Annotated in this window: 19 protein-coding genes; 9 read left to right on the top strand and 10 right to left on the bottom strand. The window is 65.1% G+C overall.

Going from position 1 to position 21920, the window contains the following annotated elements; translation table 11 throughout:
• Positions 1 to 102 precede the first annotated feature (102 nt).
• From C8J98_RS20105 to C8J98_RS20095, 3 genes are read right to left on the bottom strand one after another with little or no spacing between them, the layout of a single operon-like run.
• Positions 103 to 1140 carry a response regulator gene (locus C8J98_RS20105; protein ID WP_052767135.1) on the bottom strand — a complete coding sequence of 346 codons (1038 nt, stop codon included), beginning with the start codon at positions 1138 to 1140 and terminating at the stop codon, positions 103 to 105.
• Positions 1140 to 2510 carry a HAMP domain-containing sensor histidine kinase gene (locus C8J98_RS20100; RefSeq protein ID WP_107915390.1) on the bottom strand — a complete coding sequence of 457 codons (1371 nt, stop codon included), beginning with the start codon at positions 2508 to 2510 and terminating at the stop codon, positions 1140 to 1142. Before C8J98_RS20100 ends, C8J98_RS20105 begins: the two co-directional genes overlap by 1 nt.
• Position 2511: 1 nt before the next feature.
• On the bottom strand, positions 2512 to 2901 hold the full coding sequence (locus tag C8J98_RS20095; protein WP_107915388.1) for a cytochrome c: 390 nt from the start codon (positions 2899 to 2901) through the stop codon (positions 2512 to 2514).
• A 94-nt stretch (positions 2902 to 2995) separates the two neighbouring features.
• Here C8J98_RS20095 and C8J98_RS20090 point away from each other — a divergent pair, with 94 nt between their 5' ends.
• A complete protein-coding gene (locus C8J98_RS20090; protein WP_233260315.1) occupies positions 2996 to 3781 on the top strand; it encodes a tRNA threonylcarbamoyladenosine dehydratase in 786 nt (261 codons plus the stop codon).
• A 3-nt stretch (positions 3782 to 3784) separates the two neighbouring features.
• On the opposite strand, the gene C8J98_RS20085 is transcribed toward C8J98_RS20090, so the two are convergent.
• Positions 3785 to 4849: a PLP-dependent aminotransferase family protein gene (locus C8J98_RS20085; protein ID WP_107915384.1), complete on the bottom strand. Its 1065-nt coding sequence runs from the start codon at positions 4847 to 4849 to the stop codon at positions 3785 to 3787.
• 36 nt (positions 4850 to 4885) lie between these two features.
• Here C8J98_RS20085 and C8J98_RS20080 point away from each other — a divergent pair, with 36 nt between their 5' ends.
• From C8J98_RS20080 to C8J98_RS20065, 4 genes are all read left to right on the top strand, one after another.
• Positions 4886 to 5146: a GIY-YIG nuclease family protein gene (locus C8J98_RS20080; RefSeq protein ID WP_107915382.1), complete on the top strand. Its 261-nt coding sequence runs from the start codon at positions 4886 to 4888 to the stop codon at positions 5144 to 5146.
• Positions 5147 to 5178: 32 nt separating this feature from the next.
• Positions 5179 to 6039, top strand: a complete 861-nt coding sequence (locus tag C8J98_RS20075; RefSeq protein WP_199229972.1) for a 2OG-Fe(II) oxygenase — start codon at positions 5179 to 5181, stop codon at positions 6037 to 6039.
• An 88-nt stretch (positions 6040 to 6127) separates the two neighbouring features.
• Complete coding sequence (locus C8J98_RS20070; RefSeq protein WP_158272767.1) at positions 6128 to 8350, top strand: M1 family metallopeptidase; 2223 nt, start codon at positions 6128 to 6130, stop codon at positions 8348 to 8350.
• On the top strand, positions 8347 to 9261 hold the full coding sequence (locus tag C8J98_RS20065) for a hypothetical protein (protein WP_107915380.1): 915 nt from the start codon (positions 8347 to 8349) through the stop codon (positions 9259 to 9261). Before C8J98_RS20070 ends, C8J98_RS20065 begins: the two co-directional genes overlap by 4 nt.
• 27 nt (positions 9262 to 9288) lie before the next feature.
• Here C8J98_RS20065 and C8J98_RS20060 read toward each other — a convergent pair whose 3' ends face one another.
• The 3 genes from C8J98_RS20060 to C8J98_RS20050 all read right to left on the bottom strand — a co-directional run bounded on the left by C8J98_RS20060 (position 9289) and on the right by C8J98_RS20050 (position 10753).
• The gene (locus C8J98_RS20060; RefSeq protein WP_107915378.1) at positions 9289 to 9825 is read right to left on the bottom strand and encodes a GNAT family N-acetyltransferase; all 537 of its coding nucleotides are present in this window, start codon (positions 9823 to 9825) and stop codon (positions 9289 to 9291) included.
• Between the two features lie 22 nt (positions 9826 to 9847).
• Complete coding sequence (locus C8J98_RS20055; RefSeq protein ID WP_107915376.1) at positions 9848 to 10309, bottom strand: SET domain-containing protein; 462 nt, start codon at positions 10307 to 10309, stop codon at positions 9848 to 9850.
• 105 nt (positions 10310 to 10414) lie between these two features.
• The gene (locus C8J98_RS20050; RefSeq protein ID WP_107915374.1) at positions 10415 to 10753 is read right to left on the bottom strand and encodes a helix-hairpin-helix domain-containing protein; all 339 of its coding nucleotides are present in this window, start codon (positions 10751 to 10753) and stop codon (positions 10415 to 10417) included.
• A 228-nt stretch (positions 10754 to 10981) separates the two neighbouring features.
• Between C8J98_RS20050 and C8J98_RS20045 the strand changes: the two genes are divergently transcribed.
• The 4 genes from C8J98_RS20045 (at position 10982) to C8J98_RS20030 (ending at position 15614) form a co-directional block, all read left to right on the top strand.
• A complete protein-coding gene (locus C8J98_RS20045) occupies positions 10982 to 12424 on the top strand; it encodes a M20 family metallopeptidase (protein ID WP_107915372.1) in 1443 nt (480 codons plus the stop codon).
• A complete protein-coding gene (locus C8J98_RS20040) occupies positions 12421 to 13125 on the top strand; it encodes a YggS family pyridoxal phosphate-dependent enzyme (protein ID WP_107915369.1) in 705 nt (234 codons plus the stop codon). The genes C8J98_RS20045 and C8J98_RS20040 overlap by 4 nt, the downstream gene beginning before the upstream one ends.
• 329 nt (positions 13126 to 13454) lie before the next feature.
• Positions 13455 to 14102 (top strand): C40 family peptidase, encoded by a 648-nt coding sequence (locus C8J98_RS20035; protein ID WP_233260314.1) that lies wholly within the window; start codon positions 13455 to 13457, stop codon positions 14100 to 14102.
• 813 nt (positions 14103 to 14915) lie between these two features.
• Entirely contained in the window at positions 14916 to 15614 is a 699-nt protein-coding gene (locus tag C8J98_RS20030) for a pseudouridine synthase (protein ID WP_233260319.1), read from the top strand.
• A gap of 169 nt (positions 15615 to 15783) precedes the next feature.
• Here the strand turns inward: C8J98_RS20030 and kbl are convergent, their stop codons facing one another.
• From kbl to tdh, 3 genes are all read right to left on the bottom strand, one after another.
• Positions 15784 to 16983, bottom strand: coding sequence for a glycine C-acetyltransferase (gene kbl / locus C8J98_RS20025; protein WP_107915365.1), 1200 nt, complete (start codon positions 16981 to 16983; stop codon positions 15784 to 15786).
• 79 nt (positions 16984 to 17062) lie between these two features.
• The gene (locus C8J98_RS20020; RefSeq protein ID WP_107915363.1) at positions 17063 to 20665 is read right to left on the bottom strand and encodes a DUF748 domain-containing protein; all 3603 of its coding nucleotides are present in this window, start codon (positions 20663 to 20665) and stop codon (positions 17063 to 17065) included.
• 100 nt (positions 20666 to 20765) lie between these two features.
• Positions 20766 to 21788, bottom strand: coding sequence for an L-threonine 3-dehydrogenase (gene tdh / locus C8J98_RS20015; RefSeq protein WP_063572233.1), 1023 nt, complete (start codon positions 21786 to 21788; stop codon positions 20766 to 20768).
• Positions 21789 to 21920 lie beyond the last annotated feature (132 nt).

Below are 21920 nucleotides of genomic sequence, written 5' to 3'. Positions count from 1 at the left end.
CCCCGGCGTCGGAACGACCGCGGAGCCACGCACGACAAAGGACGCCTGGCATACCGGATGGTCCGGTACGAAGGCGTCCTCCAGATTGAGAAATGAGCCCGATTAGATGAAACGCGGCCTGCTGTCGGCAGAGAGGCTCAGGTCCTGCTCGCGCAGCCAGCTCCGGTACGACTTGATGTGTTGCAGCCGGAAGCGCTCCACGTCGTCGATCAGCGCGTAGTAGTACCACTGTTCGCCGGAAACCGCCGTCGCGGGGTACATGTGGGCTTCCGGATTCTCCACGCCCTTGTGGTAGAAGCCGTCGCGGGAGCGGAACCAGGGCAGTGCCTCGCCGCCGCGGAGGGCGTCGAGGACGGTCTGGGGGGCGCCCAGATCTGCCGCAATTTCATAGTGGGTACGCAGGTCCTCGTCGGTCTGGACGAGAAGGAAGCGACCGATACCCCAGGCGTCGATCAGCAGCAGTCCGGTGGGATTGCAGTGCACATAGCACTCCACCGGCTGGAACGTGGCCGTGACGCTCTGCAGGACCTCGCGGAACGCCGGGTCACGGAGAAAGCGGAAATTGCCCAGCGCCAGGGTTTCGGCAACGAAAGCGCTGGCCCGCTCGAAGTAACGACGCTGCAGTTCGGTGATGGCCGTTTGCAGCTTTTCGATGGCCAGGGGGTCGTTCTTGCGGATGAAACGGTCAATGACGCCCGAATTGAAGGCATCGATGGCCGTGGCATCGTCCGCGCGGCCGGTCAACAGGATCTTGCCGATATGCGGATTCGGCAAGCGCTTGCAGAACGTGATGCCGTCCATCTCGGGCATGGCCTGGTCGACCACCACCACGGAAATCTCCGCGAAGCGCTCCGGGTCGTAAACCACGCGATGGATCGAGTCGATATCGAGGGCCACCAGCTCCTGGGTCTCGGAAGGGCGATCCTTCCAGCGATACAGCCAGCCGCCGCCCGGGACCGGGCGACTGCCGTTGTTACCCAGGGTGGCCAGCGCGCTTCGCGGCGAACTGAAGGTGCGCACGCGGACCATCGGATCGAGCAGGAGCGGCACGACGTCGAGGTACTCCTCGTGGTCGTCCACGAGGAACGTCGTTGTTGGAAAGTGGAAGGGCTGGATATCGCCCTGCGAGTTCAACGTCATCACTGCCGGTCCCCGGTCTCCGCATGCGGAAAGGTTAGGGTGAATTCGGTGAATTCACCCAGATTGGTTCGGCAGACGATGCCACCTCCCATATGCTCCATCGCCGCGCGGCAAAAAGCGAGACCTATTCCTAGCCCGGTGATCGCACCGGTACCCGGGCTGTCGCTCGAATACGAGTAGAAGCGGTTGAAAATACGGGGAACAACGTCCGGCGGGATGCCCGGGCCGGTGTCGTAGACACGGATGCGGCTGGCCCGTTCACCGGGCTCGATGAACACGCCGATGTCGCCCTTGCCGGCCCGATCGGTATGAAAAAGTGCATTGCGCAGGAGATTGAACAGCACGTGGACCACCAGGCTCTCCTCGCCAAGGAGGGGAAAGTCACCCGTGGGCGACAGGGTGATCCGCTCGCGTTCAGCGCGTGAGCCATAGGGAAACCGGCGCAAAGCCTGCTCCACGCATTCACGGGCAGTCAGTGGAATCAGCGGCACTTCGCCGATCGGGCGGGCGGAGAGCAGCAGCATGTCGATGATGGTATTGGCATAGGTGACCTCGCGCTCCATGACGCCGATGCTGCGCTCCAGCGCATGCAGGTTCTGCGCGCGAAGCTCCGGCACGGGCAGTCCATGGCCCTCGGCCAGACGGTGGCTGCGGATCAGGTCCGGCATGAAACGCGCCACGGCGCGTGCCGCGATACGCAGCGAGCCGAGCGGCGTGCGCAGCTCGTGGGCGATATTGTTCGAGGCGGCGGTCAGCGCTTCGATGCGCGATTGCTCGGCCATCGTCGCGGAAACCGTGCAGGTGGCACCGCCGACCATGCCGAACAACAGCAGTGGAATGTACTCGAGCATCGTCTGCGTATGCAGGTGCGCCTCGGGGGAAAGCACGAAGACCACGCCCGCGAGCAAGCTGCCGATGCTGAAGACGAGCAGGAAGCTGACGATGTCGAACAGCATCATCAGCAGCATCACGCAGGCCAGGTGGGTCATCAGCCACGCCGGCGTGGCATTGCGCAGGGTCATGTAGCCGACAAAGAAGGGCATCGCCACCGTCATGGCGAAGTACCAGTACGTGGGCAGGTGCGTACGCAGGCGACGCGGCCACCAGGGCAGCAACGCCAATGGGATGAAGGTGGCGCTGCAAACCAGCCGCATGGGCAGGTTTTCGTAGGGCTGCGGAAACAGGTAGGCCCAGACCGGGTAATAGACGGCCAGGCAGAAGCTGCCCACCACGCCGATCGCCACCATCTTCGGCTGCGAATAGCGAGTGCGCAGGAACATGGTCGTTTCGAAACGCGCCATGGCGCGCACGAGCAGCCACCACTGCATGCGCAGGAAACCGGCCGGCCTGTCTGGCGGTAACGCGGTCATGTCAGCGGAACTGCTGGTGACAGGACTGGCAGGCGTCGCCTACCGGTTTCAACGCGGCCACCAGGGCCTCACAGGTTGTCGGCGCGGCGGCGACGGCGCCGTCGAGCGCCGTGAGCAGGGTGTCGTCGACCTGGAAGAACGAGGCTTCCATCTCAGGGAAAGCGTCGCGGATGTCGCCGGCGGTCTCGCGCATGCGCGCCAGATGGCTGGCGTTGCCCTTGGCATCGCATTGCTTCGCCCGCACGTTGGCCCGAAGTGCGCCCATGTGGTGCTGCATCACGGCCATGACGCCACTGTGGAAGGGCGTGCCCTGGCGAAGGGCCGACAAGGCGAACGTAGCGCCCATGGCGCCCACGGCAAGGCCCAGGATGACGAGAAGCAGCGCGCGCATCGGTGATCCATGGCTTTCCGGACTGTCAGCATAGCGGACGGTCCCATTCTTTCAATATGAGACAATGACTGTCATTCCCCACACCGAGATACCCGTGAGTACGGCCCAGGCCGAACGTTTCGCCGGCATCGAGCGGCTCTACGGCCGCGGCACCCTGGACCGCCTCGCCAACGCGCACGTGTGCGTCATCGGCGTGGGCGGGGTCGGCTCGTGGGCCGCCGAAGCGCTGGCTCGCAGCGGCATCGGCCGGCTCACGCTGATCGACGGTGACGATGTCTGCCTCTCCAATACCAACCGGCAGATGCACGCCCTGGAAGGCCAGTACGGCAAGCCCAAGGTCGGCGTGGTCGCCGAGAGGGCGCACGCCATCAGTCCGACCATCCGCCTCGAGGCCATGGAGCGCTTCCTCACGCCCTCCACGCTGGACGAACTGCTGGACCGCAAATACGACGTGGTGATCGACGCCTGCGACGCCCTCAAGGTCAAGCTGGAGACCGTGGTCTGGTGTCGGCGGCGCAAGGTGCCACTGATCACGGTGGGTGCTGCCGGCGGTCGTACCGATCCGACCCTTATCCGGGTGCGCGACCTCTCACGCACCGAGCACGATGCCATGCTCAGCATGATCCGGAAGAAGCTTCGCCAGGAGCATGGATTTCCGCGCAACCCGGATCGCTTCTTCGGCGTGTCGGCGGTTTATTCGATGCAGAACGTGCAGTACCCGCAGGCCGATGGCAGCGTCTGCGGCGTGCGGCCTCCGGGCAGCGACGCCTTGAAGCTCGACTGTGGCGGCGGTCTCGGCGCGGCCACCCATGTCACTGGCGCCTTCGCTTTCGCCGCGGTCGGCAAGGCCCTGGAGAAGCTTACGGCGACGAAGGGCTGACGCTCAACGCACCTCGGCGACGATGCGTAACGCGGCTTCCAACCGGCCGATATCTTCCTCGGCACCAAGGCATAGACGGATGCCCGCTGCATGTTCGCCTCCCACAGCGAGGGGTTGGGACGGCGTGAGGTGCACGCCCCGTGCAAGGGCGCTTGCCTCGATTCCGATCGGGTCGCCACCGGGCAGCCATGCGTGCAAACCATTTGCCGTGATCAGGTCATCGCCGAGGATGGCGCGGGCCAGGCTATTGCGCTCGACCATGGCGTCAGCGAGGTTTCCCAGCAGGACGTCGGCAACGCCGTCCGCCATCCAGCCCGCCACGATGGCCGGAAAGAGCGCGGGCAGCCCGTCCGTGGCCAGGCGGATCGCCGATGCCGCGCGCTGGTGGCTCGCGTCATCGGGAAGCAGCAGCCAGCCCACGCGGAGGCCGGGGCCGAGGACCTTGCCGATGCCTCCGGCATGCAGGCAGCGTTCCGGGGCGAGCTCGGCCAGCGGTGGAAGCGCGTCCCTGCCGTACCAGGCGAGCGGCGAGTAGACGTCGCCTTCTATGATCGTGAGGTCACGTTCCGCGGCCACGGCGGCGATCTCGCGCCGACGTGCCAGTGGCATCGTGGCGGTGGTCGGGTTCTGGAGCGTGGGTTGCAGGTAGACACAGCGGGCGCCTGTCGTCGCGGCCATGCGCTCTAGCTCGGCCGGAAGCATGCCGGCGGCGTCCATGCCGACACCGCCGACGCGAACGCCACGGGCCTCGGCGCTGGCGCGAAAGCCGTGGTAGGTCGACGACTCCACGAGCAGTGTGTCGCCCGACGCGCAGGCCTCGTCCAAAGCGAGCGACAAAGCATGCCTCGCGCCGAGGGTGATGACCAACCGGCGTGGATCGACGGCGACATGGCCGCAGCGTCGACGCATCCAGCCCGCGATGGCTTCGCGCGTGCCCAGGCTTCCCTCCATGGACGGGTAAGCCAGCAGTTCGGGCCCCACGGGGAAAGAGGCCAGGGAAGCTGCTAGCCGCTCCGCGACTGTCTGCCGCAACGGGAGGTTTACGGCCAGATTGTAGTGGGGGTTCATCAAGCCATTGTAGGTCGCAGCGGGTACCCTTACGCCATGTGGTGCGTCTATCTCATCGAATGCCGCAATGGCGCCTGGTACGCAGGGATCACCAACGATCTGCCTGCCCGGTACGCTGCGCACGTGGCGGGCAAGGGCGCCCGCTACACGCGGGCCAATCCGCCGGTACGCCTGCTCGGCTCGCGTGCGTTCGCCGACCGCTCCGCCGCCTCGAAAGCCGAGTGGACGGTGAAGCGCCTGCCCAGGGCGAGGAAGCTTGCCTGGCTGCAGGAAACCTCCGATAGCGGCACAATGTAGGAGATAGCAACGCAACGACACAGGCAAGGCATTTGGATACGCGCTTCCACACCAAGGTCACCCAGGACTGGCAGGACTGGATCCGCGAGGCCCTTGTCGCCGGGAATGCGCCTGCCGACCTCCTGCTGACCATGAAGGAAAACCAGTTCGAGGAGGGCGTGGCCCGCGAGGCCATCGTCACGGCGCTATTCGGCAGTGCGGTCGCGCCGGTGGCCGCGCATGCCTCTGCGCTCACACCCTTCCACGGCCGTCTGGGCGACGGTCACGTGTTGCGCACGCCTGACCGCGACATTCGCGTGCTGCTGCGTATCGCCCGCCCCACCATCGCCGTGCTCGACAACGTGCTCGGCGCCGACGAGTGCGACGCGCTGATGCGCATGGCTGTTCCCCGGCTCGAGCGCTCGGCCGTCGTCGGCGTGGCCGACGGTGTGAACACGGTCATGGACATCCGTACCAGCGATGGCGCGTATTTCCAGCGGGCCGAGAACGAACTGATTCGTCGGATCGACGCGCGTGCGGCAGCCATCATGCGGTTGCCCGAAGAGCATGGCGAAGGGCTCCAGGTGATGCGCTACGGCGCAGGCGGCGAGTACTTGCCGCACTTCGACTACTTCCAGCCCGACGAGAAGGGCAGTCAGCCGCATCTGGCCACCGGCGGTCAGCGCGTCTCGACGCTGATCATGTATCTGCATGACGTCGAAGCCGGCGGGGAAACCATCTTCCCGCGGATCGATTTCAGTTACGTGCCGCGCAAAGGACAGGCCCTCTACTTCGAGTACGCGGCGGCCGATGGATCCCTCGACCCGTTATCCCTGCACGGCGGCGCGCCCGTCGTCAGGGGCGAGAAGTGGATCGTGACGAAGTGGATGCGCGAGCGCGCCTTCCCGGGTTGAGATTTCGCCCCCGACCGTGACCTCTGGCCTATATCGGGTCGGGGTCGGAGCCAGCAATCTCGGTGGATTACAGGGGGAGGGTGGATCCATGCGCCGTAAGGCAGCCAGAGTCGTTCGTCGCGTCGCGGCAGGTGCGTTGTTATGCGCCGCCACGGCATGGGCCCAGGATGGCGTACCGCCATCCACATCCGCTCCCCTACCCGCGCCCACGGCGGTGCCAGTCGAGATTCCGTTCGCCTCACCGCACGCGGCCTTCGTCAGGACGCCCAGTGCGGCGACGGCGTGGGGCGGTCCTCGCACGGGTAGTGAAGCGACGCTATCCGACCGTGTGGTCTCCTACCGGATCCAGGCCCGTCTGGACCCGGTCAAGCACACGGTCGACGGCCAGCAGCAGATGACCTGGCGCAACCGCAGCGACCGGCCGGTCAGTGCGGTCTTCGTGCATCTCTATCTCAATGCCTTCGAAGGGCAGGGCAGTACGTTCTTCACCGAACGCGGCGTGCTTGCTGCCCACGGTGGCTCACGCGGCATCGCCGAAGTGAAGAAAGGCGAGTGGGGCCACATCGACCTGGGTAACGTCGATCAGGATGGTGCGGCGTTGAAGTGGCGCTACGTTCATCCGGATGGCGGTCCAGCCACCGATCACACCGTGGTTCGCATCGATCTTGCCCAGCCCGTGCCCGCCGGCGGCAGCGTCACGCTCGACATGAACTTCCACAGCCAGCTGCCGCGCGTCATCGAGCGCACGGGCTACGTCGGCAAGTTCCATCTGGTCGGCCAGTGGTTTCCGAAGATCGGCGTGCTCGAATTACCCGGTGAGCGCGGGGCCACGGAGCCGCGCTGGAACGTGCACGAGTTCCACTTCAACAGCGAGTTCTACGCGGACTTCGGCGAGTACGACGTACGCATGACGGCGCCCAAAGATTACGTCGTCGGCGCCGTGGGCGAGCAGCAAGGCGATCCCACGCCCGAAGGCAACGACCTGACCTGGCACTTCATCCAGGCCGACGTGCATGACTTCGCCTGGATGGCTGCTCCCGGCTACAAGACGCTCGAGGGCGAGTACACCGGCCCGGGCAGCCCGAAGGTCAAGGTCCGCGTCATCTACCCGGCGGAATTCGAGGTGGATGCGAAGCCCGTGCTGAAGGCATCGATCGATTCGATCGCCTACTTCTCGCAGACACTCGGTCCCTATCCGTACAAGACGTTGACCGCCGTCGTACCGCCGTTCAACGCGAGCGAAGCGGGTGGCATGGAGTACCCGACGTTCTTCACGGCCGATAACGCCAGTGAGGTGACGCCGAAGACGTTGAACGAGTTCTTCATCGACTTCGTGACCATTCACGAGTTCGGCCACGGCTATTTCTACGGACTCCTTGCCTCGAACGAGTTCGAGGAGCCGATGCTCGACGAAGGGCTTAACGAGTATTGGGACGACCGCATGTTGCGCGAGCGCAACCAGCTGGTTTACCTCACCAAGCCGATCTGGACGTACTTCGGCGTCGAGGCTCCCCTTGGTACTTTCATGCTGGAGCGCATGCTGTCGACACTCGCGCACCCGGCCGATCCGCTCGGCCAGAATGCGTGGGATCGCCTGTCGAGTTCGGCCTATGGCACCGTGTATTCGCGCACGGCTACGGCCATGCACGATCTCGAGGAACGCCTCGGCAAGCCGGTGATGGAGAAGGCCTTCCGCGACTACTACACCACCTGGCATTTCCGTCATCCGTCCATTGCCGACCTGCAGGCGAGCCTTGCCGAATCATCGGGCAAGCCGGCCGTGGTGGCCCAGGTATTCAATCAGTATGTGTACGGCACCGACACGGTCGACGACCGCATCAGCGAGATCGTGAGCGATGAAGTGCTCCCTCTCGCCGGCACCTCGATCAAGGGTGGAAAACGCATCGAGGTGAGCAACGACGACAACGACGAGGCCGTCGAGAAGCAGCGCAAGGCCTGGGAAAAGGCTCATCCGGACGCGAAGCCTGGCAGCGGTCCGTTCCCTTGGAAAACCACGGTCACCGTGCGTCGTGACGGCTCCCAGGTTCCGCAGACGCTGAAGGTGACGTTCTCCGACGACTCGGTGGAAACGGTACGCTGGGACGACGACCGTCGCTGGGCACGCTTTGTCTTCACCAAGCCATTCAAGGCCACCTCGGCCGAACTCGATCCGGAGCGGAAGGTTTACCTCGACGCCAACAAGCTCAATGACAGTCGCACCATCGAGGCGAACCATGCCGCCTCGAACCGTTGGGGTTCCGACTTTGCCGCCCTGCTGCAGGGTATCTACACCATGCTGGGGACGCTATGAACAGTCATTCCAAACGTTCGGCCTTCGCTGCCATCGGTAGCGGCGTCGTTGGCGGCCTGCAGTGGCGATTGCTCCTGCTGTGGATCCTCATCTCCCTCCTGCCCACCATGGTTGTCGCCTTGCCGTTATGGAGCACGCTGGATGCTTTGCTGGGTCATTCCGTGCACGCCGAGGTATGGGCGAAGCATTTCGACGGCCTGATGTTCGGCGACGTGTTCATCGCACTTGGGCGCGACAACCCGTGGCTGGGCATGGCCTTTGTCGCGGGCCTGATCCTGACGCTGGCGATCTCGCCCTTTCTCACCGGCATGGCAGTGGCCGGCGGACGCGCCGGGCGCGCGCTGGGATTCGGTGGCCTGCTGCAGGGTGGCGCGGTCGAATACGGGCGCATGCTGCGCCTGTTGCTGCTGGCGCTGATTCCGTACGCCCTGTTCGGTCTGGTGGCCAAGGCGGCGTCGTCATTCGCCGATGACAAGGTGGATGCGGCGCTGCTTCCTGCGACGGCCGACATGTACACGTACAGCGCGCTCGCTGTCGCCCTGCTGTTCTTCGTGATCGCACAGTCGGTGGTCGAATCGGCACGCGCCCAGTTCGTCGCGGATATCGGATTGCGCTCGGCTTTCCGCGCGCTGGGTCGCGGGTTCATGCAGTTCGTGCGGCGTCCGTTCGCGACCGTGATGGTGTATCTCACGATCACGCTTATCGGCACGGCACTGGTGGTGCTGATCGCGGCCTGGCGTGGCAATGCCACGGCGGCGGGAAGCGGTCTGGTCGTCGCGTTCCTGATCGTGCAACTGGGTGTGGTCGTGATCGCCTGGATGCGCACGGCGCGCTTGCTGGCCCTGGCGGGCATCGCCGCGGTCAATCCCGCACACCGTCGTCGTCGCACGGATTTCGCGCCAGCGCTTTGATGACTGGCCTTTCCGCCGGGCGGGCGATCAGCTCGCGCGGCGGACTTCGCGATGTGGCGGGTAGTAGGCGAACAGGTGTGTCGCGCCGCCGAGGAAATCGATGTTGTCGATATGCTCGCCGCCGAGGCGTTCGGCGACGTGGTCGGACGCCTCGTTGCCAATGCGAACAAGGCTGATCACGCGCTGCGCGTGCATCTCGTTCCAGGCGAAGGCGAGGATGGCTTCGCCGGCTTCGGTGGCATAGCCGTGATGACGATGTTCCGGTTTGAGCATCCAGCCCAGCTCGAGGTCGGGCCAGCCTTCCGGTTTCATCAGGCCGGCGCGGCCGATGAACTCACCGCTCTCTTTCAATTCGATCGCCCACATGCCGCAGCCGCGCAGGGCCCAATGGCCGAGCAGCATGGCCATGGAGCGCCACGCGTTCATGCGGTCGAGTGGCTGGCCGTCGCCGATCCAGCGCGTGCTTTCGGCGTCCGCGAGCATTTTCGCGTAATCGTCGAAATGGCGTTCGGTGAGGGCCGTAAGCCGCAGGCGCGGCGTTTCCAGAACAGGGATATCGGACATTGCCATCGAAGTGACCAAGGTATCAGCCGAGCAGGGCGGCAAGGGCGCGCGTGCTTAGCGCGAGACTGTCCTGCCAGGACAAGCCGGTTATTTTCTCACCAGTTGCCGCGTCGTTAAAGCTCTCGTTCTCATCTGGCGGAAGGAGATGGCGATAATCGACTGTTATTTCAGTGCCTTGTGACAGGTTCTTCGAGGCAAAAATAAATCCCAGGTGCCAGATCCCGGTGGGTTCGAAGCTGTGATTGACGTAGCACTCGTCCGGCCACTCGGGCGAAACGGTGTAGCGATCCTCGAACCAGCGGGCTGCGGCGTACTGATTGGCGGCCAGCGCCGGGGTGGTGAGGATCTCGGCCCAGGAGTGGGTACGGTCGATGGCATCGGGCGCGGTGATGATGCGTCCGGCGTCGACCGCTTCGTCGACGAACAAGCCCTTGCCAGCCCCGGGAATCCCGGAAGCGGCGATACGGTAACGCGGCAGGATCATTGGATCATCAGGCCCCTGTTCCCGCCGGCAGGGCGCGAGAAAAGCGCCGCCGGCACGGGGCGCGAGTGTAGCGCGTTCGGCCGGCGACGGAAGGGGGGTGGGCGGTCAGTCCTCGGTGTCGGCGCCGCGGGCCTTGGCCGGACGGGACGGGCGGGCCTTTTTCGCTGGCTTGGCGGTGTCCTTGACGGCATCGAGCTGGATGGACTCGCGGTTACGGTCTACCAGTGACTGACCGATGCCCTTGACCGAGGTGAGCTGGTCGGCGCTGTCGAAGTCGCCGTTCGCTTCGCGCCAGGCAACGATGGCCTGGGCCTTGGCGAGCCCGACGCCGTCGAGGGCCTGGGCGAGGGCGTTGGCATCGGCCGTGTTGATGTTGACGGGTGCTCCCGCCATGGCGGGCGTGGTGAAGAGCAGGGCGGAAAGGGCAAGGACGAGCGGTTTCATGGAGGCCTCCTGGGCTGCGCGCCGGATGACGCCGAAGCACTCTGCCCCGCACGTCGGCACGGGCGAACCAGCGAGGCGATGCGCTCGGTGTGCGCCCCTCACGCGGCGCGAGCGGGCCGCACGCTTACGTCGAGTCGGCGGGTGCTGTCGTCAGTGTCGAGGCGCTGTTATGAAGGCTGTTACGAGGCGCTGTTACAATCGCGCTTTGACCTCATGAGTCTCCCCGCCATGGATACCTCTCGCATTTCCTCCTTCGTCAGCGGCCTGTGGGACGCGGAAATCGTCCCGCAACTGGTCGAGTACATCCGCATTCCGAACAAGTCGCCGATGTTCGACACGAAGTGGCGCGAGCATGGCTACATGGACCAGGCCGTGACGCTCATGGAAACCTGGGCGCGCTCGAAGCTCGGCGCCCTTGATGGTGCGTCGCTGGAGGTGGTGCGCCTGGACGGCCGCACGCCGCTGATCTACATCGACGTGCCCGCGCAGGGCGTGCAGGGCGCGGGCACGGACGAAACCGTCGTGCTTTATGGCCACCTCGACAAGCAGCCGGAGATGACGGGCTGGGCCGAGGACCTCGGTCCGTGGACGCCGGTCATCAAGGGCGACAAGCTTTACGGTCGCGGCGGTGCGGATGACGGCTACGCCATCTTCGGATCGCTCGCGGCCTTGCTGGCGTTGCGCGACCAGGGCGTACCCCACGCTCGCTGCGTGATCATGATCGAGGCTTGCGAAGAATCTGGCAGCTATGACCTGCCGTACTACGTCGACCACCTCGCCGAGCGCATCGGCAACCCTGCCCTGGTGGTCTGCCTCGACTCCGGCTGTGGCAACTACGACCAGCTCTGGCTCACCACGTCGCTGCGCGGTATGACTGGCGGCAACCTGACGGTGCAGGTGCTCGACGAAGGCGTGCACTCGGGCGACGCGTCCGGCGTGGTGCCGTCGAGCTTCCGCATCTTGCGTGACCTGCTGAGCCGCCTGGAGAACCCGCAGACGGGCGCCATCGTGCCGCCGGAGCTCTACGTCGATATCCCGGCGCAGCGCGTGGACCAGGCACGTCGTTCGGCCGAGGTGCTGGGCAACGACATCTACGACAAATTCCCGTTCGTCGAAGGCATGAAGCCGGTGACCGACGATCTGGCCGAGCTCGTGCTCAACCGGACCTGGCGCCCGCAGCTTGCCGTGACCGGCGTCGGCGGCATGCCGGCGCTGGACAGCGCGGGTAACGTGCTGCGCCCGAAGACAGCGGTGAAGTTGAGCCTGCGCGTGCCGCCGACGCTGTCCGGTGCCGAGGCCGGCAAGTTCCTCAAGCAGTTGCTCGAGAAGGACCCGCCGTACGGCGCCAGGGTGACGTTCGACCTCGAGAAGGATGGCAGCGGCTGGAATGCCCCCGCGCTCTCCCCGTGGCTTGAGGAAGCGGTGGCCAACGCGTCCGAGCACTACTTCGGCGCGCCGGCGGCCTATATGGGTGAAGGCGGCAGCATTCCCTTCATGGGCATGCTCGGGGAGAAGTTCCCCCAGGCGCAGTTCCTGATCACCGGCGTGCTCGGCCCGCATTCCAATGCGCACGGCCCGAACGAGTTCCTGCATATCCCCACCGGCAAGCGCGTGAGCATGGTGGTAGCCGACGTGGTGGCCCGACACTTCCAGGAAGCGTCGAAGGCATGACCGCCGACGTCGCCACGCTGGGCGGCCGCCTCGCGGCCGTGCGTGCGGCGATCGACGCGGCCTGTGCACAGGCAGGCCGCGATCCGGCGGAGGTCACCCTGCTGCCGGTCAGCAAGACCTTCGATGCCCAGGTCGTCCGCGAGGCGGTAGGCCTGGGCTTGCGCCGCTTCGGCGAGAACAAGGTGCAGGAAATCCAGGCCAAGTCAGTGGCCCTGGCGGATGAAGGGCTCGACTGGGTCGTTATTGGCCATCTGCAGACGAACAAGGCGAAGCCTGTGGCGGCGATCGCCGGCGAGGTGCAGTCCCTCGACCGCCTCGATCTCGCCGTGGCCCTGGACAAGGCGTTGCAGGCCCAGGGCAGGGGCATCGACGTGCTGATCCAGCTGAAGACCTCGCGGGAAGAAAGCAAGTTCGGACTCGCCCCCGAGGAGCTGTCCGGGTTCCTGGGACAGATGCGGGCTTTTTCGTCGCTGCGAGTGCGCGGCCTGATGACCCTGGCCGAAGCTTCGGAAGACGAAGCCGTCGTGCGAGGATGTTTTCGGACCCTGTATCAGTGGCGTAACAGGGCTCGGGAAGCGGGATTTCCGGTCGAACGGTTATCCATGGGCATGAGTGGTGACTTCGCGCTGGCGATTAGTGAGGGCAGTACCGAAGTAAGAATCGGGAGTGCCATCTTCGGGGCGAGGAACTACAAGCCTTAGCGGTGTCTAACAAGGGTGAGCCGGGTCTGGCCGTCGTGAAGACCCCCTGTTTCCGGTCACGTATGTGAAAGCAACTCCTTATATCCATTCAGAATTCCCTCCTGCAGCCCGCAAGTTGCTGCGACTTCTCTGAATATTTCCTAGGAATGGCATTTTTTAACTTTATGCCAACAACTAGATGGATGGGGTTTGATAACTTCACCCCTCGTTCACGGTCGTCCCACACTTTGGCGGCTTAACTTTCCGATGAAAAGGCCTTCTCGCTCATGCTTTTAAAGCGACTGACCGCTCTCGCGTTAGCCACCACTTGTATCGCTGCCGTAACACCCGTGTTTGCCGATTCCGTCGCGCCTACCCAGGGCCTGGACCAGTCTGCTTCGCTGTTGCTGACCGACCTGCCGGTGTTCGCTCCGGCTGCGGCGCTCGCCCAGTCCACCATTCCCGACCTTGCAACCCTGACCGCGCCGAAGGCGCCGGCCACCGCCGCCGTCCAGGTCGCATCCACCGACACCGACAACCAGGCCGATGACGATGACGACAGTCTCGTCGCCGCCGCTACCGCCAAGCTGGCCGGTCACGTCGACGGTCATGCCCGCGAGTCGCTTCTGGCTTTCGCCATGAAGCTGCGCGACATCCGTTACCACCGCGGTGGACATGCACCGTCCACCGGCTTCGATTGCAGCGGCTTCGTCCGCTATGTGTTCATCCACAGCATCGGCCTCGACCTCCCGACCAACTCCGCCAGCCAGTTCCTCGCCGGCCTGAAGGTCAAGCGCAACGAAATGAAGACGGGCGACCTGGTCTTCTTCCGCACCCGCGGCAAGGCCGTCTCGCACGTCGGCATCTACATCGACAACGGTCAATTCATCCACTCCCCGTCGGCTGGCAAGACGGTACGCGTGGATAGCCTCAACGAGGCCTACTGGGCCCAACACTTCGTCGGCGCCAAGCGTCCCGAAGGCATCGCAAAGATCTGACGGAAGCCCTTCAACGACTATTTCCGAAACGGCGTGCTTCGGCATGCCGTTTTTTTTTGGTTCATCGCGGAATTCCGGGGACGTCGCGGCGGACGTGGACGTAGGGGCGCAGAGCCTTCGGTGCCCACCCTCGCTGCTCAGACAGTCCTCCGCGTTTCGTAGCGGAAAGGCCGCTGCGCGGCCCGTGTTCTCACTGGCCTACGGCCGCTCCACTTGTGCGGAACTCGCCTCGAGGGTGGGCACCGAAGGCTCTCCCGAGCCCTGAGGTTCGCGTGGGCCGAGCCAAAGCGCGCGGCAGCGTCGCCGGCCGGCGCGCAGGCACAGGCGCGAGGAAGGTGTTTGGCAGCCGGGTGCCAGCCATCGCTTTCGCATAGGCCAGGGGTTCCGCGAGCGGCCGGGGCCGACGACGGCACCACGCAACGGATCTCCTTCCACTCAACCGTATCGTCGTGAGAGACCTTGGTGTCCACCCTCGAGGCGAGTTCCGCACAAGTGGAGCGGCCGTAGGCCAGATAGATACATGGGCCGCGTGAGCGGCCTTCCGATCCGAACGCGGAGGACTGTCTGAGCAGCGAGGGTGGGCACCAAGGTCTCCCCCGCGAGACGCGCAAGTGTAGAGAGCGATGGCGAAGCCGAGCCATGCACGAGGTGCGAGGTGCGAGGTGCGAAAGAATGCACGGCCTGAAAGCTGAGCGCCCGGCCCCGGGAATCCGCGAAGAACCTTTTTATTGCCGTTATCCTATGTCGATGCCCTTCCAGCCTCCTCGCGCGCCTCGCCCTCGGCCGCGCCGCGCCCCAACACCCGTTTTCGGCCTGGCCCGCGTGCTCTCCAAACGCGGTATCTGCTCGCGTAGCCAGGGCGAGAAGCTGGCGCGTGAGGGCAGGGTACGCGTGGACGGCAAGATCGTTCGCGACCCTGAGTTCCCGATAGCCGGGCACGAGCGGATCGATATCGACGGCGCCAGCGCGGCGACGGCCGCTTCGATTTATATCGCGATGAACAAGCCGCGGGGAGTCGTCGTCACCGCGGCGGACGAGCGCGGGCGCGATACGGTGTACTCGCTGCTCGAGGGCGCGGGACTGCCGTGGCTTAGTCCGGTCGGGCGGCTCGACAAGGCCAGCGAAGGGCTCCTGCTATTGAGCAACGACACGGTATGGGCCGCGGGCATCACCGAGCCGGCCACGCATGTGCCGAAGACATATCACGTGCAGGTCGAAGGGCAGCCGGATGAGACGACCGTTGCCGCCATGCAGGAGGGCGTGGTCGACGCAGGCGAAACGCTGCGCGCCACCGCTGTTTCGCTACTAAGGCAGGGCGAGCGCAACGCCTGGCTGGAAGTGACCCTCGACGAGGGCCGCAACCGGCATATCCGCCGGCTGCTGGCTGCGCTGGGTTTCGATGTGCGGCGGTTGCTTCGCACGGCCATCGGGGATCTGGTACTGGGCGAACTGGCCAAGGGGCAGTGGCGTCATTTGACCGATGCCGAGGTGGCGGCGTTGAGGCGGCGGTGACGCGAGCACCCAATCGCCGCTGAAGCGGCTCCCACACAAGGCAGCTGCGGCTTCTTGTGGGAGCCGCTTCATTCTTGTGGGAGCCGCTTCATTCTTGTGGGAGCCGCTTCAGCGGCGATTGTGGGAGCCGATTCATCGGCGATCCGCGCGCCAGCGCGGACCAGTCACCTCAGCCCTGCAAAATACCCAACTGCTTCCCCACCTTCGTAAATGCCGCAATCGCCTTGTCCAGGTGCTCGCGCGTGTGCCCCGCACTCATCTGCGTGCGAATGCGTGCCTTGCCCTGCGGCACGACGGGGAAGAAGAAGCCGGTCACATAGATGCCTTCGTCGAGCAGGGCGGTGGCCATGGCCTGTGCCTGCTTCGCGTCATAGATCATCACCGGGACGATCGGGTGCTGTCCCGGACGGATGTCGAAGCCGGCTTCGGTCATCTTCTCGCGGAAGTAACGGGTGTTCTCCTTCACTTTGTCACGCAGGTCCCCGGCGGTGGCCAGCATGTCGAACACCTTGCTGCCCGCGGCGACGACATGCGGCGGCAGCGAGTTCGAGAAGAGGTAAGGACGCGAGCGCTGGCGCAGCAGCTCGATGACCTCGCGACGGCCCGTGGTAAACCCGCCCAGGGCGCCACCGAGGGCCTTGCCGAGGGTGCCGGTGATGATGTCGATCTTGTCGAGCACGCCGTGCAGTTCGGCGGAACCGCGGCCCGTGTCACCGAGAAAACCGGTGCAGTGGCATTCATCGATGTGGACGAGGGCGTTGTATTTCTTCGCCAGCGCCGTGATTTCGGCGAGGGGCGCTACGAAACCGTCCATCGAGAAGGCGCCATCGGTCGTGATCAGCTTGGTGCGCGCGCCAGCGGCGTCGGCAGCCTGTAGCTGGGCTTCGAGATCGGCCATGTCGCAGTTGGCGTAGCGGAAACGCTTGGCCTTGCACAGGCGGATGCCGTCGATGATCGACGCGTGGTTGAGCGCGTCGGAAATGATAGCGTCCTCTTCGCCGAGGAGCGGCTCGAACAGGCCGCCGTTGGCATCGAAGCACGCGGCATAGAGGATGGTGTCTTCCTTGCCGAAGAACCCGGCGATCTTCGCTTCCAGTTCCTTGTGGAGGTCCTGTGTGCCGCAGATGAAGCGCACGCTGGCCATGCCGAAGCCGTGGGTGTCCAGGGCATCCTTGGCCGCCTGGATCACGTCGGGATGATCCGCCAGGCCCAGGTAGTTGTTCGCGCAGAAGTTGAGCACCTTGCGGCCGCCTTCGAGCTCGATCTCGGCGGACTGCGGCGAAACGATGATGCGCTCGCTCTTGAACAGGCCCTGTTCGCGAATGGAATCGAGTTCGCTGGCGAAGCGCGTCTGGCCCGGATAGGTCATGGTGGGAAGTCCGGTGGGAGGATTTCTCAATTGTGAGGCCTCCCGCCCGGTGAGAAAACCCGTAAGCCGCGTTGGCGTGTCAGTGAAGTCCGAAATCCACGCGGGTGGTCTTCCCGTCGTCGTCGATCCCCTTCGGATCGAGCTTCGGCGCCAGCACGAACAAGCGCTTGTCGTCGACTTTTCCCTGCAACCACTGTCGCACCGCGTTCGCCCGCCGCTCGGCCAGGTGCCGCAAGGCATCGGCGTCCACCGGCATATTGGTTTCCATCAGCGTGCGCATCTCTTCCGGCGGCTGCGACTTGGTCAGGCCGATCACGTTCTTCGGCTTGGGAAAGTCGGCATGGCGATAGGCGCGCTCGAGATACTTGTCCTGCTCCTCGGCGGTGGGTGCCGAGGTGTCGTCGCCCTTGGCGCTGACCTGCTCTTTGTGAATGAGATCTTCGACCATCACCTTGCGCAAGCCGGACTCATCCTTGCTCGTGTCGATGCGTCCGATGATGTCCAGACTCACCGAGGGCTTGTCGCCCAGAACCTTGACGATCTGGCCGAGCTTGTCCTGGGCCGCCGCGTCGAGCACGTCCGAGCCGGGCGCGAATTCCACGTAGCCGAGATCCTCGCGGCCGCCACCAATGGAGGCGAGCAGACGGAACGGCGAAGTCACCGCCTTGACGATGAGGTTGCCGATGGCCCGCCAGACCAGGCCGCCGATGCTGAAGTGCGGGTCGTCGAGCGAGCCGGATACCGGCACGTGGACATCTATCCGCCCCTGGCTGTCCTTGAGCAACGCCACGGCGAGCTTGACCGGGAGGTGGCTGATCCCGGGTCCCTCGATGCGGTCCCCAAAGGTGAGCTGGTCGATGAAGATGTGGTTGTCCGCAGCCAGCTTGCGTTGGTCGAGCGTGTAATGCACATCGACGTTCAGCCGTCCGCTGGCAATCGGATAACCGGCGTACTTGCCAGAATAGGGCGACAGGTTGGTGAGCTGGATGCCTTCGGCCTTGGCCGTGATGTCGAGGAAGGCCACTGGCGCCAGCGGATTGATCGTACCTTCGATGTCGACCGGTGCATTGCTGTCCAGCTGGCCCTGCAGGGTAAGCGCAGCAGGCGGGGCGCCACCCGCGGTGCCGAACGCACCGATCTTGCCGGTGAGCTGGGTGACATCCGCGGTGTAGTTCGGCTTGATGAAGTTGTCGGTGTAGTTCAGTTGGCCGCGGGTGAGCGTGATCTGGCCGATACGTATGTCGGCCTCGGGTCCGCTAGCGGCGGGAACCGGAGCCGGCGTGGCGGCGGGTGCCGTCTTTGGTGCCGGATTCGCCTGGGCCTGTGTCACTGACACAGCGCCCGGCGCTTCGGGGTTGGCGACTACGTCCTGTAAGTTGAGGCGCCCCGTCGCGTTGACGATGACGCGGGCGTAGAAGTCGTCCAGCGCCAGCCCGCCGATCGCGACACGGGGTACGCCCTGGCCCAGGGCGACCACCATGTTGCTGGCGCTGAGCGACGTCCAGCGAAGGAAGTCGTCGTTAGTGACTTTGTCGAGCACGCGCACACGGCCAAGTGTGGCGTTTCCGCGATAGCCGATGCGCGCCGCATCCTTGCCCTGCGCGCTGTAACGCGCCTGGCCGTCGAGGCTGAGCAGTCCACTACCTACGCGCACGTTGAGCGGCACGGTGACCAACGTCTGCAGGGGTGCCACGTCGATACGCGTGGCCTGGATCTTGAGGTCGGCGTCCAGCGGCTCGGGCCTGACCGTGCCCGCCACGGCAAAGGCACCGTCACCGAGCGAACCCTTCAGGTCCAGCTTGAGAGGCTTGCGCAGGTCGTCGGACAGGCCGTCGATACCGAAAGCGCTTGCGGCCATCGTCACGGTGTTGCGCTTGCCCGGTGCTTTGGCGTCGCGCAACGTGACCTTGCCATCGTTCAGTCCGAGGTGAGCGACGCTCCAGTGCCAGTCCGAGCCGGCCGGATGAGCCGCCGTCGAGGAAGGCGGCATCACGCTGGCCAGGTCGACGTTGCCGTTGGCCAGGCGCTGGACATCGAGGCTCAGGCCGCCCAGCAACAGTTCGTCCACGCGGGCTTCGCGGGTGGCAAGGTCGACCAGGGCGATGCCCGCCGACAGCGACGTCCAGGTCACCGGCGACGCTCGGCCGCCACGCGGCACGAGCGTAAAATCGTCCAGGCGTGCCTTGGTGTTCGTGAGGCGCAGCTTTGCGCCGTCGTGCCAGTCGAGTGCCAGCGTGCCGTCCGCGACGACCTTGCCGCCGGTGATGTCGGCGTTGAGAAGCGGCGGTACGAGCGGCATCAGGGCCGGCAAGGCGACGTCCTTGAGGGCGAGCCTGCCTGTGTAATTACCGGCGGGGAGATCCACCTTGCCCTGGGTCGACACGGAGCCACCGGCCATCTGTGCGGACACGTCCAGCGTCGCTGCCTGCGCCTTTACCGTACTGAGTCCGCGCAGCGTGCCCTGCAAGTGATCGAGGTCCAGCTGCGCCGGAGAGGGCGCGCCGAGGTCCGCGTATGCGATATGCGAATCCTTGAGGGTGAGGCTGTCGATGCGCACGTCCATGGGCGCCGCTTTCGCATCAGGCGGAGTCGCGTTCGCGCCCGGGCCCGGCGCCGTGAGTGCATCGAAGTTGCTCTTCCCGCCCGGCAAGCTCGCATAGCGCACCGATGCTCGCTCGAGCGTCACCGCGCCGAGCCGATAACGTGACGTGAGCGGCTCGAGCACGGTCAGGTCGGCGTCGCCGTGGCCCAGATCCAGCAATGCGCTGCCGTCCTTGCCTGTAACTTTCAGCTCATCGAGCATCAGCCGGCCGTTGAGGCGGATGCTCGGCCGCGCCTCGGTCATCACGAAGTTCAGCGCCAGCACGCCGGTGAGCTTGCCGCTGGGCACGGCGACCGGCAGTGGGGTAGGCGCGAAGCCGACGTAGCGGGCGAGGTCCAGGTGATCGAAGCGGAAGGTGATCGAGGATTCGCGGCTGCTGGCGAAGGGCTTGGTCTGGCCCTGCGCTCTTAGCGGGCTGCCGTCGACATTCATCGCCAGAAGGGGCTGCACGAAGATATCGGTGTCGCTGGGCAGGCTGGCGATGAAGGGAATGCCGAGCTCGAGGTGATCGATGCGATGCGTGGCGTTGAGCACACGGTCGTCAAAATCGATCTGGCCGCCGTGCAGCGCGATGTTCGACACGGCGAAGCGCGCCGGGCCGGTATCTGGCGCGGTCGGTTTGCTGGCCAGGCGCTCGAGGATGTCTGAAAAATTGAAGTGCTGCGGCGCCGTGCGCTGGATACGCACGCGTGGCCCTTCGATGCGAAGCTCATCCAGGATGGGCGCCGCGCGGAAAAGCGAAGCCCATGAGGCATTCGCGGTGAGCCGGTCGACGTCGACGAAGGCAGTATGGCCGTCCGCTTCACCGATGTGCAGGCGCTCGACCGTGAGCTTGAGGATAAACGGATTGAGGCTCACGTCGCCGACGGTAACCGGACGGCCGAGCGCCGTGCTGGCACGCGAGGCGATCTGCGAGCGGATCAGCGAGGGCGCGGCGAGGAAGCCAAGCAACCCGAATAGGGCGATGGCAATGACTACGCCAAGCCCGATACGCCGACCACGGCGCGATCGATAGACGGCAAGCGCCTGGTCGCGCCCCTTGTCCCAGCGGATGTTCCGCCACGTCTTGCGAGTATCCATACTTCCGCCCCTTCACCGCGTGGCCCCCGACGGAAAGTGTACTCGTCGGGGGCACGCGTGGGCGGGCGAAGGCCTTACGAAATTCGGCCGCGCTGGTGGATCAGGTCCAGGAGCAGACGACCTTGCCGCTCTGGCCTGCATCCATCAGGTCGAAACCCCTCTGGAAGTCGTCGATGGCGATCTGGTGGGTGAGCACCTTCTGCAGCGGAAAGCCTGTCAATACCATCTGGGTCATCTTGTACCAGGTCTCGTACATCTTGCGGCCGTAGATACCTTGCAGGGTGAGGCCCTTGAAGATGACCTTGTCCCAGTCGATGCCGGCACCGCGGGGCATGATGCCGAGCATGGCGATCTTGCCGCCGTGATACATGCAGTCGAGCATGTCGCCGAAGGCGCGCGGGTTGCCGCTCATTTCCAGGCCAACGTCGAAGCCTTCGATGTGCAGGTCTTTGACTACATCCTTGAGCGACTGGTTGGCGACGTTGACGACGCGCGTGGCGCCCATGTCGGCGGCCAGCTTGAGCCGGTAGTCATTGACGTCGGTCACGACGACATTACGCGCGCCGACATGCTTGGCGATGCCTGCGGCGATGATACCGATCGGGCCTGCACCGGTGATCAGCACGTCTTCGCCGATCAGGTCGAATTCCAGCGCGCAGTGGGCTGCGTTACCGTAGGGATCGAAGAACGCGGCCAGTTCGGACGGGATCTGGTCCGGGATCGGCCACAGGTTCGACGCCGGCATGGTCATGTATTCGGCGAAGGCGCCGTTTCGGTTCACGCCGATACCGACCGTGTTGGGGCACAGGTGCTGGCGGCCGGCGCGGCAGTTGCGGCAGTGACCGCAGACGATGTGTCCTTCCGCCGAGACGCGGTCGCCGATTTTGTAGCCGGTGACGCCGGGGCCCATGTCGACCACGCGGCCGACGAACTCGTGGCCAATGGTCAGGCCCGGGGTGATCGTGCGCTGGGACCATTCGTCCCACTTGTAGATGTGCAGGTCGGTACCGCAGATGGCGGTTTTCTCGACCTTGATCAGGACCTCGTTCGGACCGACCTGCGGAACCGGCACTTCTTCCATCCAGATGCCCTGTTCGGGCTTGCGCTTCACCAGCGCTCTCATCGTCTGCTGCATGGTTATCCAGGATTGTCGTGGGGACGGCCCGCGGCGCGGACCCAAACCGGCATTATAGTCCCGTGGGCCGTTGCCGGGGCTTGTGCGGCGCGGCATTGCCAGCTCCGGACCGGACCCCTA

This window comes from Luteibacter sp. OK325 (genome assembly GCF_003050935.1).
Lineage (GTDB): Bacteria > Pseudomonadota > Gammaproteobacteria > Xanthomonadales > Rhodanobacteraceae > Luteibacter.
The sequence above is the reverse complement of the archived record's forward strand: the minus strand, read 5'-3'. Positions and strand labels throughout refer to the sequence as shown.

What these genes read in the sequence shown, in the direction of transcription:
- C8J98_RS20085 (WP_107915384.1), bottom strand. Translation starts at nt 4,849, where the DNA reads ATGAACCCCCACTACAATCTGGCCGTAAACCTCCCGTTGCGGCAGACA.
- C8J98_RS20040 (WP_107915369.1), top strand. Translation starts at nt 12,421, where the DNA reads ATGACCGCCGACGTCGCCACGCTGGGCGGCCGCCTCGCGGCCGTGCGT.
- tdh (WP_063572233.1), bottom strand. Translation starts at nt 21,788, where the DNA reads ATGAGAGCGCTGGTGAAGCGCAAGCCCGAACAGGGCATCTGGATGGAA.
- C8J98_RS20065 (WP_107915380.1), top strand. Translation starts at nt 8,347, where the DNA reads ATGAACAGTCATTCCAAACGTTCGGCCTTCGCTGCCATCGGTAGCGGC.
- C8J98_RS20095 (WP_107915388.1), bottom strand. Translation starts at nt 2,901, where the DNA reads ATGCGCGCGCTGCTTCTCGTCATCCTGGGCCTTGCCGTGGGCGCCATG.
- C8J98_RS20060 (WP_107915378.1), bottom strand. Translation starts at nt 9,825, where the DNA reads ATGTCCGATATCCCTGTTCTGGAAACGCCGCGCCTGCGGCTTACGGCC.
- C8J98_RS20045 (WP_107915372.1), top strand. Translation starts at nt 10,982, where the DNA reads ATGGATACCTCTCGCATTTCCTCCTTCGTCAGCGGCCTGTGGGACGCG.
- C8J98_RS20100 (WP_107915390.1), bottom strand. Translation starts at nt 2,510, where the DNA reads ATGACCGCGTTACCGCCAGACAGGCCGGCCGGTTTCCTGCGCATGCAG.
- C8J98_RS20055 (WP_107915376.1), bottom strand. Translation starts at nt 10,309, where the DNA reads ATGATCCTGCCGCGTTACCGTATCGCCGCTTCCGGGATTCCCGGGGCT.
- C8J98_RS20050 (WP_107915374.1), bottom strand. Translation starts at nt 10,753, where the DNA reads ATGAAACCGCTCGTCCTTGCCCTTTCCGCCCTGCTCTTCACCACGCCC.
- C8J98_RS20080 (WP_107915382.1), top strand. Translation starts at nt 4,886, where the DNA reads ATGTGGTGCGTCTATCTCATCGAATGCCGCAATGGCGCCTGGTACGCA.
- C8J98_RS20105 (WP_052767135.1), bottom strand. Translation starts at nt 1,140, where the DNA reads ATGACGTTGAACTCGCAGGGCGATATCCAGCCCTTCCACTTTCCAACA.
- kbl (WP_107915365.1), bottom strand. Translation starts at nt 16,983, where the DNA reads ATGACCTATCCGGGCCAGACGCGCTTCGCCAGCGAACTCGATTCCATT.
- C8J98_RS20070 (WP_158272767.1), top strand. Translation starts at nt 6,128, where the DNA reads ATGCGCCGTAAGGCAGCCAGAGTCGTTCGTCGCGTCGCGGCAGGTGCG.
- C8J98_RS20020 (WP_107915363.1), bottom strand. Translation starts at nt 20,665, where the DNA reads ATGGATACTCGCAAGACGTGGCGGAACATCCGCTGGGACAAGGGGCGC.